This is a genomic window from Micromonospora sp. NPDC049679, from assembly GCF_040659735.1.
GTDB lineage: Bacteria > Actinomycetota > Actinomycetes > Mycobacteriales > Micromonosporaceae > Micromonospora_I.
Genome location: NZ_JBFANZ010000023.1, coordinates 60045 through 71662 on the forward strand (window position 1 = coordinate 60045; position 11618 = coordinate 71662).

10 protein-coding genes are annotated in these 11618 nt (G+C 72.0%); all 10 read right to left on the bottom strand.

The window, feature by feature from the left end:
• Positions 1-8: 8 nt before the first annotated feature.
• On the bottom strand, positions 9-1352 hold the full coding sequence (locus tag AB0J06_RS16855) for a hypothetical protein (protein WP_357429372.1): 1344 nt from the start codon (positions 1350-1352) through the stop codon (positions 9-11).
• A gap of 44 nt (positions 1353-1396) precedes the next feature.
• Positions 1397-2212, bottom strand: a complete 816-nt coding sequence (locus AB0J06_RS16860) for a polysaccharide deacetylase family protein (protein WP_357429374.1) — start codon at positions 2210-2212, stop codon at positions 1397-1399.
• The gene (locus AB0J06_RS16865; RefSeq protein WP_357429376.1) at positions 2209-4629 is read right to left on the bottom strand and encodes a glycosyltransferase; all 2421 of its coding nucleotides are present in this window, start codon (positions 4627-4629) and stop codon (positions 2209-2211) included. Before AB0J06_RS16865 ends, AB0J06_RS16860 begins: the two co-directional genes overlap by 4 nt.
• Entirely contained in the window at positions 4574-5605 is a 1032-nt protein-coding gene (locus AB0J06_RS16870) for an aminoglycoside phosphotransferase family protein (protein ID WP_357429378.1), read from the bottom strand. Before AB0J06_RS16870 ends, AB0J06_RS16865 begins: the two co-directional genes overlap by 56 nt.
• A gap of 8 nt (positions 5606-5613) precedes the next feature.
• A complete protein-coding gene (locus AB0J06_RS16875) occupies positions 5614-6846 on the bottom strand; it encodes a hypothetical protein (protein WP_357429380.1) in 1233 nt (410 codons plus the stop codon).
• Between the two features lie 71 nt (positions 6847-6917).
• On the bottom strand, positions 6918-8033 hold the full coding sequence (locus AB0J06_RS16880) for a GNAT family N-acetyltransferase (protein ID WP_357429382.1): 1116 nt from the start codon (positions 8031-8033) through the stop codon (positions 6918-6920).
• The gene (locus AB0J06_RS16885) at positions 8030-8407 is read right to left on the bottom strand and encodes a hypothetical protein (RefSeq protein WP_357429384.1); all 378 of its coding nucleotides are present in this window, start codon (positions 8405-8407) and stop codon (positions 8030-8032) included. Before AB0J06_RS16885 ends, AB0J06_RS16880 begins: the two co-directional genes overlap by 4 nt.
• A complete protein-coding gene (locus AB0J06_RS16890; RefSeq protein WP_357429386.1) occupies positions 8404-9336 on the bottom strand; it encodes a glycosyltransferase family 2 protein in 933 nt (310 codons plus the stop codon). The genes AB0J06_RS16885 and AB0J06_RS16890 overlap by 4 nt, the downstream gene beginning before the upstream one ends.
• A gap of 460 nt (positions 9337-9796) precedes the next feature.
• Positions 9797-10546: a DUF998 domain-containing protein gene (locus AB0J06_RS16895; RefSeq protein WP_357429389.1), complete on the bottom strand. Its 750-nt coding sequence runs from the start codon at positions 10544-10546 to the stop codon at positions 9797-9799.
• Positions 10547-11020: 474 nt separating this feature from the next.
• The gene (locus AB0J06_RS16900; protein WP_357429428.1) at positions 11021-11536 is read right to left on the bottom strand and encodes a YfbM family protein; all 516 of its coding nucleotides are present in this window, start codon (positions 11534-11536) and stop codon (positions 11021-11023) included.
• Positions 11537-11618 lie beyond the last annotated feature (82 nt).

Below are 11618 nucleotides of genomic sequence, written 5' to 3' on the forward strand. Positions count from 1 at the left end.
GGTGCCCCTCACGGCCTCGTCCTCAGCAGCCGCAGGAGTGACGGCAGCACCGCCGCCGCGACGATCGTCTGTCCGGTGAGGTAGGCGAAGCCGACACCGGTGACCCCCAGACGGCCCATGGTGATCAGTGCCAGCGACACCACCAGACCGCTCAACGACGCTTGGACGAGAACGATGCGGCCGACCTGCCGCCGTACCCGGGACGCGGCGACGAAGATGATGAGCACCAGGCGGGGCAGCGCCGCGACGGCGAAGAGCCGCAGGAGATCCGAGCTGGTCGAGGCGTAGTCGCCGCCGAAGAGAGTCAACAGCAGCGGCGCCGACACGCAGAGCAGACCGACCGTCGGTACGAAGAGGAGCAGACCCCGCCGCAGCACCTGGCGCGCGTACGAGGCGAGCCGTGACTCGTCCGTGGCGGCCTCCACCGTCAGCGAGGTGCCGAAGTGGTACGCGACCAGCTCCAGGGAACCGCCCAGCAGCCAGGCCACGTAGAACACGCCGTTGGCCTCCACGCCCAGCCGAGCCGTCACGAGCAACGGCAGGGCGTTCGTGCCGGCCTGCATGAAGAGGTACCCGAGGTAGTCCAGCGCCACGAACCGGGCGAGCACTCGACGGCCGGGCAGCATCGCCCCCGTACGCCGCGCCCGCAGCCGCGGCAGCAGCCGGCGGAAGACCAGCACGTTGACGGGGACGAGCGCGGCGACGACCGCCAGATTCCAGGAGATGAAGATGCCCAGGCTCGGTACGGCGCCGGCGAACAGCACCAACAGTGCGATCTTGGCAAGCCCGAAGGCAGTGTTCTCGACCGGGACCCACACCACACCTCGCAGGGCGGTGAGCACACTGTCCTGCAGGGTGAAGAGGGACCAGCCGGCGACGGAAAGGGCGAACGCCAACGCGAGCAGGGGAGTGCGGTGCAGGAAGTCGAGCCGGTCGCTGAGCAGCGGTGCGATCAGCAGGAACCCGCCGCCCAGGACGAGCGCCGCCAGGCAGCTCACCCCGTAGGCGTACCCGACCAGCCGGCTGCCCTGCTCCGCGGCGCTCGGCAGGAAGCGGGCGAGAGCCGCGTTCAGGTTGAGCTGGGAGAGGTTGCTCAGGAACGACATCGTCGACACCATCGCCGCGCCGATGCCCAGCTCGGCCGGCGAGTAGAGGCGGGCGGCGAGGGCCCAGTACGCGATGCCGAGCAGCGAGCTCACCGCCGTGTTGAGCATCAGGGCGTAGACGTTGCCGTTGAGCGGATCGCGCAGGTGCCGGCGCAGCCGTACGCCGAGCGGCTCGGTGACGGTGTCGGCGCCGGGCGCCGCGTGACCGAGCGGCGGGTCGGCGGTTCCGGCGCGTTGGCCGCTCACGGGGTCACCTCTTTTCTCCGTCCATGTGCTCTCTCTCCTGGGCGTCACCGGGTCGGCTGGCGCAGCCGCGGCCGCGCGATGTACACCAGGTGGCGGGCCCGCCGGTACGCGCGCCAACCGCGGGTGCGCAACTGCTCGCCCCGCCAGGCCAGCGGCCAGCCGGCGCCGTCGAGCAGAGCGGCGATCCCGGCGGTGCCGGTGTCCCGCTCGATCAGCACCCGGGCGATGGCGAACATGTCGTCGTCCGGGTGGCTCAGCGCGTTCTTGACGCCGCAGGCGGAGGAGTAGCCTGCGGCGCGCACCGCGGTCCGCACGGCGGAACTGTGGTAGCCGTACGGATAGGCGAACGACGGGACCGCCGTCCCCAGGCGGTCCTCCAGGACCTGCCGGCTCCCCGCGACCTCCTGGTGCAGCTCCGCCCGGCGTAGACAGTCGAGCGCGCGGTGGCTGCGACTGTGCGACCCCACCTCCACCCCGTACCCCAGCAGCTCCCGCAGCTGGTCCCAGTCCAGCGACGGATCGCCGCCCGCCGGCGGCGCCACGCCCACGCGGGCGGCGATGACGTACGCCGTTGCCGTGAGGCCGTTCCGGCGCAGCACCGGCAGTGCGGTTTCGGCAAGGTCGGGGAAGCCGTCGTCGAAGGTGATCAGGACCGGTCGCGGCGGCAGCGGCGCGAGTCCGCGCAGGACCCGGGCGTAACCGCTCACCGTCATCGGCGTGCGCCCGCGCTCGCGGATCAGCGTCATCTGCTCGTCGAAGTCGCCCGGCGACACCGACCAGCGCAGTGTGCCGTCACGGCGTTCGTCGCCGACGCTGTGATAGCAGAGGACGGGTACGACGCTCCGCCGTCGCCCGTTCACGCGCGGCTCCGTCCGTACCGGGCCGTGGCGACGGCGTAGTAGGCCGGTCCGAGCGCCAGCCCGCAGAGCTCCAGGGCGGTCAGCGAGGCGGGATAGCCCTCCTGCTTGCGGCCGTTCTTCTCCGACCCGGGTCGCAGGGCGTAGGCGACGCCCCGGGGCAGCCGGCCGAGCAGCTCCCGCCGGGCGGTGGGTTCGGTCGCCAGGCATTTCGTCAGTACCGCGCCGAGGCCGGTCCCGTACTGGTACACGGTCCGTCGCAGCGCCCGCAGCTCACGTCGGTGCGTGTGCCAGACGATGGCCGCCGGCTCGTACGTGAGCGCGTGGCCGGCCAGCACCGTACGCAGCAGCACGTCGATGTCCTCGCCCGTGCGCAGCCGCGGATCGAACCCGCCGAGCCGGCGCAGGGTCTCGGTGCGGAAGGCCATGTTCGCCCCCGAACCGTACGAACCGGGCAGGTACGGGTAGAGCGACTGTGATGGTGTGTCGACGCGGCGCGCACCCCCGGCCTCCACCGTGGCGTACCCCGCCCGGTCGAACCGCCGCCGCTGGCACCCCTTCCCGTAGCCGCCGTACTGTTCCAGCCAGATCTGGGACGGCGTGTCGAGTTCCCGGGCCAGCACCTGCCCGGTCACCGCGGCCACGTCGTCGTCGGTGAAGCCGTCGACGAGGCTGCGCAACCACCCGCGGTCGACGATGACGTCGTCGTCGGCGAAGGCCACGATCTCGCCCCGCGCCTCGGCCAGCCCCCGATTCCGGGCGTGCGCGACCCCGGGTCGCGGTTCGCTGGTGTAGCGGAGCCGCGGATCGTCCGCGGCCCGCTCCGCGACGATCCGCGCCGTCTCGGCGATGTGCGGCGCGTTGTCGACGACGACGACCTCGTGGTTGGGGTGATCGAGCGTGGCGAGCGAGTCCAGGGTGGGCCCGAAGAGCGGCGTGCGTCCGCAGGTCGGCACGACCACGCTGACGAACGGGGTTGGCCCTTCCGGAGCTGGCCGGCAGCGGCACGACGCGTCGCCTCCCACCGACCCCGCTGCGCCGGTCGGGCCGGTCGCTCCGGTCGCTCCGGTCCGGCGGGTCTCCATCGGCGCGCGGGCGTCGAGCCGGTCGAGCGCCGGCAGGCCGTCGTGGCGCAGGTGCTCGTTGATCGCCGTGGCGAAACGTGCCCGGACCGCGGCGGCCAGGGCCGAGGCGGTCAGCCCACCGGCCGGCAACGTGACGTCGACCACCCCGAGTGGTTGCCCGTGCAGCCGGACGAGGACGTGTGCCGCGCCGTACCGGGTGCCGTCCGGGCCACCGGTGTCGGGCACGTCGGGCACCGCTTCGGAGAGCTCGACGGCGAGCACCCGTACCGGCTCCGGACCCGCCGGGCGCTGCGGGGCCGGCCCGCCGACCACCTGGGAGGCGCGCAGGGCCTGGGCCGACAGGTAGCCGGCGGCGGTCACCAGCAGCCCGGCGACGATCGCGCCGGAGCGCAGCAGCCCGGCGCGGTCGCCGTCGCGGACCTCGCGCAGCCCGCGGCGTACCCCGGCCGGCAGGGTGCGGCGGGTGTACGTCCGCTCCGTGGCGAGCCCGGCGTCGCCGCCGACCAGCCGGGCGACGACCGCCTTGGACCGCCCCTCCGAGAAACAGCGCTCCCGGAAGTAGCGCCACGTCGCCCGGTCCACGGTCACGTGATGCCGGACCCGGGCCGCCGGCTCGTAGAGCACCACGCCGTCCGGTTGCAGCTGCCGGATGCGGATGCACAGCTCGGTCTCCTCGCAGCCGACCGGCGTGCGGCCCACTCGGCCGAGCGCCGGGTTGAAGCCGGCGGTGCGGTCGAGGACGGACCGGCGGAAGGACATGTTGCACCCGATGACGTTGCGGACGGGGGCGACCTGCGTCGGCTGGCCGGTGAAGCTGCACCCGACCACCCAGTCGAACTCGGGGGGCAACCAGCGCGGCCGTTCTTCCTCCCACGCGGCCACGGCGTACCCACCGACCGCGAGCACCCGCTCGTCCCGGTAGTGCGGCAGCAGCCGGGCCAGCCAGTCGGGATCCGCCTCGGCGTCGTCATCCAGGAAGGCGACGATCTCGTCGGTCGCCTGGGCGAGACCGGTGTTCCGGGCTGCCGAGAGGCCGCGGGGGCCGGTGCTCGGCACGACGGTCACGTCGGGGAAGGCGGCGCGGACCCGGTCCAGCAGTGCCGGGTTGTGGTCGACGACCACGACGACCCGGCTCGCCGGCACGTCCTGCGTGCGCACGGAGCGGACCGCCCGGACGATCTGCGGCCACCGTTGCTCGGTGTAGACGCAGATGACCACGGTGACGGTCAAGGCCACCTCGGGCCGGGCCGGTGCCTCGGAGCCGAGGACGGCGACCAGCTCAGACGTTGACGAGGACGCGTTCGACGTTGCCGCGGATCCAGCGTGGATCGTCATGGTCACCTTCCGAGTCGATGAAGAGCAGGATGTGGCGCAGCCAGTAGAGGAGCAGGGCCGGTCGCGGCGGAATGCCGTCCAGCCAGGTGGCGGCCTCGTCGGCGGGGACGTCGAGCGTCCGGTCGATGCCGTGCCGCAGCGCGTGCACGACGATCTCCCCGAGTTCGTCGCCGCGGGCGAGCCGGCGGGCGAGGACGTGCAGGTGGAGCAGGTCGTGCAGGGGAAGCTGCCGCGACGCGGCGCGGTCCCAGTCGACGATTCCGGTCACCTGCCTGTCCGGCGAGGCCGCCAGCAGGTTGCCGGGCCAGAAGTCGCCGTGGATCCAGGAGGTGTGCACGGCATGGCCGACCAGGGCGGCGACCAGCTCCTCCCGCAGCCGCGACACCGTGTCGAGGAGCCGGTCCCGTTGCGGGTGGGTGGTGGCGAACTCCTCGAGCCGCCGGAGCGGGACGTCCACCCACTCCACCACGGCGGCCCGGTCGAGCAGGGTCTGCTCCCGGGTGCGCTGGTGGAGGTCGCGGATGACCTGGCTGGCGGAGGCGAGCAGTGCGGCCCGGTGCGTACGACGCACCATCATCGCGCTGGCCGGAGCACCTCGCAGCGCCCCCTCCACACAGTAGTAGCGCCCCTCGACCTCGCCCTCGGCCGCGCAGTACGGCAGGACCGCGCGCAGGCCGGGCAGGCGCGGATCGGTCCGCAGGAGGTCGAGCACCGCGGCCTGGCGCCGCAGCCCCTCGACGGCCTGGTCAATCCAGGGCACCTTGACCATGTAGCGTCCGCCGGCTCCGCTGTGCCGTACGGTCGCCACGGCCACGGAGGTACTGGTGAAAACGACCCTCTCGGTCCGCCACCGCGCGGCGTCGGTGGCCGTCGCCCGGGCGACCAGGCGGGGGGCGACGCCCGCGGTCCAGGTGCGTTCCGGCCGGTGCAGCCAGCAGGCCAGCCGGTCGCGCAGTACCGGCTGCGCCCACTGCACCGCGCCCCTCACCGCGCCGCCCGCTCGACGTAGTGCCGCCAGATCCGGCCCAGCGCGTCGGCGAGCACCAGCTCCGGCGCCCGGTCGGCGTCCACGCGCTCCAGGTGCGGGATCCGCCGGCGCAGGCGCCGGTACTGCTCGCGTTCCGCCTCGAGGTGCTCCGGGTCGTACTCCCCGGAGCGGCGGTACATGACCGGCCCTGGGACGTCGAGCAGCAGCACCACGTCCGGCGCCGGGCAGAGCCGGCTCAGCAGCTGGAAGTACGGCCGCTTGAGCCAGACCAGCGGCCCGCGCGGCGGCAGCAGGGCGTCGTAGACGTAGCGGTCGAAGACCACGACCCGGCCCAGCGCGCGGTGGCGCAGCCCCGCGAGGTAGCGCCGCCACACGGTGAACGGGCGCAGCAGGATGCGTACCGCCTGCTCGACGCCGCTGCGCGGCGCCTCGTTCGACGGCCAGAGCCCCATGTAGACCCGGCGTACCGGGAAGTAGAAGGCCGACTCGATCCCCTTGGACAGGGTGGACTTCCCCGAACCGTCGGGTCCGATCAGCGCGACGCCGACGCCCCGTCGGCTCCACGCCTGCAATGGCCGCTCGATGGCGCGCAGGGCGGCCGAGCCGACGAGCCGACGGCCCGCGCTCAACGGACGACTCCGCCACCAGGCGGCGAGCAGTTGTCGGCGTACGGCCGGCAGCGCGGGGCGATTCGTTCGCCAGTACCCCAGCAACGTCCGGACCGCCCGATCCGGCAGGGCCCGTGCGAGCGGACTGCTGAGAGTGCCATGATCCTCCAGCTGCCGCAGACGACGAAGGTGCTGGCCGGCGACGGTGCCCTTGTCGAGCACGCAGTGCAGCAGCAGCGCCCAGAATTCGTCCCCGGGCGCGAGCGCCCAGACGCCGTCCTGCCGCACCCGGCGTCTCAGGCACTCGTTGGCGGCCGGGGTCCGTACCTCGAAATGGCGGCCGTAGGCGAGCTCGGTCACCACGTCGAGTTCGACCCAGGAGCTGGCTGCCGGGTCGAAGCCGAGGAAGAATCGGTGGCTGCCCCGGCCGTGACTGGGCAGGCGGATCAGCCCGTGGGCCTCGATGACGGCCACGGCCCGTAGGAAATCGGTCGGGGCGACCAGGACGTCCAGGTCGCCGGGAGCGGTGAGCCCCTCCGGGCCGCCGCGCAGCAGGCACCAGCACACGCCCGCTTCGTCGAGGCCGGCCAGCACCGCGCTGGCAAGCCCCTGTGCGGGCACCGCCGGTTCCGCTGGCCGCTGCGGTGCGTCCGCTACCGCCGTTGTCGTCGGCACGGTCGTGTCCTCGCTTCTCATCGCGGCTGCTGCCCCCGCATGTGCTGCAGGGTCGCGCCGACCCGACGACGAGCGCGCTCGGCGAGCGAGCCGATCGGAAGCCGTTCGAGGCGGTAGCTGGCGTAGTGCTCTTCCACCGCGCCGAACCGGCTCTTGAAAAGCGCGAGCGGGGAGCCGGGGGAGGAGTCGCCCAGGTGGTAGGCGGTGTAGCCGTCCCGGGCCGAGTCCTCGATGGCGGTGCGGTGCAGCAGGTAGTTGGCGAAGGTCCGCCCGGCGAGTTCCTCGTCCATCGCGCCGCGCCACAGCCAGGCCACGGTCGCGCGGAGCAGGATGACGATCGCCGCGGCCGGCCGCCCGTCGACGGAGGCCACGTACACCCGACAGCGTGGGCCGAGGCGCTCTGCGACAGTAGGCAGCTTGTGTGGCGGCTCCCTCCGCGCCGCCCGCCACCGGGCAAGTGCCAGGGGTACGCCGTCCCGGCGGGCCCACCGGTCCACCGAGGTCGCGTAGAGCTGCTGCACGACGGGGATGAGCCGTCCGACGTCATCGCGCTGGACGACCACGTTCGCACGTTCGGCGCGGCGCACCCGGTTGCGGGCGTTGCTGCGGAACCGGGTCCGCCACACCTCCTCGAAGCCGCCGGCCAGGGAGAGGGTCTGTGCCATCAGTGGCTGGCGTCGCACGCCAGGCGGGCAGGCCTGCTGCCATGCCGCCGCGGTGGCCGGGTTGGGACGCAGCAGGACGCTCAGGGCGGGCTTCCGCGCGAGGTCGGCGAGGACCATACAGGCGTCCTCCGGCCGCACGACTCCCCCCTCCCCGAGCAGACCGGCCGTCCCCCAACCGACCGGCAACGAGGATTCGGTGGCGGCCAACGGGCCGACCAGCGTGCGTCGTACCAGCGGCAGTACCAAGCGACGGCCGTCGGCGGTCAGGTAGAGCCGCGACGCGTTCTCGTATCCGTCGACCGCGCACACGCAGTCGAGCCATTCGGGGGTCTGGCTGGGCAGGGCCGTGGGCGCGGAGGTGAGCACCTGCTCCCACGCGTCGACCGGGGCGGGACTCGTGACCCGCAGCGGTGGCGGGTCGTCGGGTACGCGCGCGTCGCGCCGGTCCAGGCTGCTGTCCGTGCTCACGACGACCCCTGCGGGAGGTCGGCGTGCCAGTAGCGCTGCCTGGCGTCGTTGCTGGCGGTGACCATCATGCCGGTGGTGGTGACCTCCTGCTTCGTGGTCGTGACGTGGTAGCTGGACCAGTCGCGGGTCGCGGGGTCCCGGGCGAGGAGAATGATCAGGGGTGCCGAGGACGAGGTGCCGGCGCGTTTCTCACCCGTCGCCGCCGAGCCGTCGCCGGAGGTGGACGGACCGACAAAGCCGATGTCACCAGAGGCGGCGCGGGCGGGTGTGGAGGGCCATCCGGGAACGGATGTGGCGCCGAACAGCACCCCGATCAGCAGGGGGCGCGCGGAGCCGCTGCGCGTCATACGGGCACGCCGGGGCGGACGCGTCATGAGCGGGTCACCTCATTCAGCGCCGGACGGGGCGGCTCGGTTGTCAGGGGCTGCCACCGATGCAGCACCCGGTGGTCGATCGGGTCCACCACCGGTCGCGGGCGTCGGACAACGCGCTCACGAATCAGGGTCCGAAGCACCCGCTGACCGTCGCGGAAGGTGTGCAGGTTCGAGGTGCCGCAGCGGCGCGGCAATTCGTTGCTCGGCACTTCCGCGATGCGCAGGTTCGCCTTGAGGGCGTGGACCACGAGTTCGGTCTCGATCTCGAAGCCGTGCGCGGTGAGGGCGAGCGCCGGCAGGCGGTCGCGGCGAAACGACAAGAAGCCGTAGCACAGGTCGGTGAAGTGGACGAGGAACAAGCTGTTCGTCAGCCGCACCAGCATCTGGTTCCCGCTCCGGCGCAGCAGGGTGAGGTCGGTCGATCCGCCGCCGGCCAGGAACCGGGAGCCCTTGACGAAGTCGTAGCCGTTCATCAGCGGGGTGACGAAGCGGTGGATCTCGGCGGGATCCATGCTACCGTCGGCGTCGATCATTACGATCAGGTCGCCGGTCGCCGCGACGAACGCGACCCGTGCGGCGTCGCCCTTGCCACGGCAGTTCTGGGTCAGCACCACGATGTCGGGACGGATGGCGCGGGCGACCTCGACGGTACGGTCCGACGAGTGCCCGTCCACGAGGACCACCTCGTCGACGATCGGCGGCATGCGCTCGAGCACCCAGCCGATGTTCTTCTCCTCGTTGAGCGTCGGGATGACCACGCTCACGGTCTGTCGCTCGGGACGACCGTTGTCGACTCCGGCGTCGCTCTCGGACCGTGGCGGAATTCGCAGGATGCTCAGCCGCCGGTCATCGTGCCCCGACGATGCGTTGGATGGCTGCGCGGGCACCAGGCTGGGGAGGTGAGCGTCGATGTCGCGGTTCAGCGTCACCGGATCCCCTTCGCCAGCGACCCCGCGAGACCGTTCCGCGGTGAGAATTCCGACTCGCTCGTACCGTCAGCGGTGACATTCGATGTACCTGTCATCAACTCCTCTTCCCCCGCGATGCCCGCGCAGTTTCGGCGCGTTTGTGGGCAATGTCTGCATTGTCCGCTGACGCGCCAATCGGGATGAACTGGAGGCAAAATTAACATCGCACAAAGATGAACACGCCGGCTTTGCGCGATCGTTTTGGCCGATTACGGGCGACACGCGGCCCCGGTTACGCGACCAAACAGCCCTGCTCGGACCCACCCGGTCCGACAGCCGGGTGATTTCCCTGCGGTGGTGTCTGGCACCTCGGTCACGAGTTGGTTGCCGTCGTGGACCGGAGGATGGCGTTGGGAAGCACCTCGGGCGACATCTACGGAGGTGCCATCGATGCTGGTCCGGTGATGGGGGAGCGGCGCCGCTACGGCCCGGCCGGCGCCCCGCTCGGGCTGATCGAGTCCCCGGTCCGAGGCCCGCCGCGGACCAGCCCACTGCCGGTCGGAATCCCTAGGTGCGAGTCCCTGTACAGCGCTTCGCCCTTGATCAGCCACGCGGCGCCGAAGGCGAACACGGCGACCACCTCGCACCAGAACAGCGGTTTGAGGGTGTCGCGGGTGGGCTGCGGGAGCGCGTTGCTCGCCACGGCGAGCGTGATGGCCCCGAGGATGATGCCGCCGCAGGCGTAGTAGATGGCGTTGCGGGGCCCCCGCTTCTCCGGCATCGCGCGGGCCCTCGCCGATCTTGCTCTGGGGAACAGGAAGATACAGAAGATGGCGAGGAGCACGAACAGCGCCGCGGCGCAGACCTGGTGCACCCGGCCGATGGTGATGTCGGTCGAGCTGAGCGTGCCGGGCGGAACGGTCGGTGCGACGGGGAACAACGCCACCGCGATCGCCAGCACCCCGGCGATCGTGCTCAGCAGGTCGTCGAGTCTCTCGTAGCGGTAGCAGATGAGGAAGACGCCGATCGCGCACATGCTGCCGACGAAGACGTCCCGCATGTCGGTGTAGTAGTAGGCGCTGATCGAGTCGAGCAGGGTGCGCTCGCCGGTGAGCAGGGCATTGCCGAAGGTCAGCACGATCGGCAGCGCGATGCCCACCGCCCCGATGCCGAGGCGCAGCCGGCGGATCGTCACGGCGTCCTGCGGTGGCTTGACGGGCAAGGAGTCCATGTTTCTCTCCCGGGACTGACTGGCCGCGCGAATCCGGCGAGTCGGGTCGGACCGGGAAGCGGCCTCACGCCCAGTGGACGCCCTGACGGCGGTCAGTGTCAATCGCCCCGCCGTGGCGTCCCGCGTCAGCGACGTCGGGTTGGCCATGTCCCAGAGCTGCGCTCGAACTGGAACGCATCGTCCTTGCTGTAGTCGGGCACCCCGCCGAGGCTGTCTTGCGGTTCCGCCCGGTCGGCGAATGGCGCAGACGGGACGGCCGCACGGTACAGGCTCGTCATCGCCGAGCCGGTCGAACAGCGCCGGTAGGCCGCGCAGCGCTGCCACGTCGACGTGGACACCCATGAACGGTGCCCCTATGTAGACCGACGGGCGCCTGCCAGCCGGCCATCGCACCTACATGCTCGTACAGTTCGACGGCAGGCGTCGGGACGTCGTCCTCACCCGATGATCCTCTCAAGCTTGCCGGCCGCGGATCTAGTCGAGCCAGCAGATGATGGCGTCGCCCTCCTTCGCGGCGGCGGCGAAGAACCGCTGCGCGTACGGCAGGTGGTGCGTCACCCAGCCGAGCTGGTCCGGCCGGTCCCAGACCGCCGGATACACGTCGGCGGCCCCCAGCTCCGCCTGGTCGACGCCACGGCTCAGCTCCTCCTCGGTCACGGCGTTGAGCACCTCCGACGCTGCCGCCACCTGCTCTGGAGTGAGGTACCGGGGCGGGCCGTAGCCCCAGTCGTGCTCCAGGTCCTCGAGCCACTCGTCGTCGTCCGGCTCCTCGTCGGGCGTGTCGACGAACGCCTCGGCGCCGTGCACGATCCCCAGGTCGACGCCGCGACGCCGCAGCAGGAAGTCGAAGGCGTCCCACGCCTTGTCCGTGCCGTCGAGGCGACCGTCTTCGGCGTCCATAGCGGCGTCGGCGAGCGACCGCGCCCAGTCGAGGTCGTCCTTGGCACGCGTCAGCTCGGCCGGAGTCACCCGCAGCCAGTTCCCGTTCATGCTCACGGGGCGGCAGCCTAGGCGCGGGGACCGACAAGATCGGCCACCGTGCGCGCGGAGGGAATGACGGGCCCTGCGGCTA

Bases quoted from the DNA above. Each gene is read 5' to 3' on its own strand.
- AB0J06_RS16865 (WP_357429376.1), bottom strand. From the start codon at position 4,629: ATGACGATCCACGCTGGATCCGCGGCAACGTCGAACGCGTCCTCGTCA.
- AB0J06_RS16885 (WP_357429384.1), bottom strand. From the start codon at position 8,407: ATGACGCGTCCGCCCCGGCGTGCCCGTATGACGCGCAGCGGCTCCGCG.
- AB0J06_RS16895 (WP_357429389.1), bottom strand. From the start codon at position 10,546: ATGGACTCCTTGCCCGTCAAGCCACCGCAGGACGCCGTGACGATCCGC.
- AB0J06_RS16900 (WP_357429428.1), bottom strand. From the start codon at position 11,536: ATGAACGGGAACTGGCTGCGGGTGACTCCGGCCGAGCTGACGCGTGCC.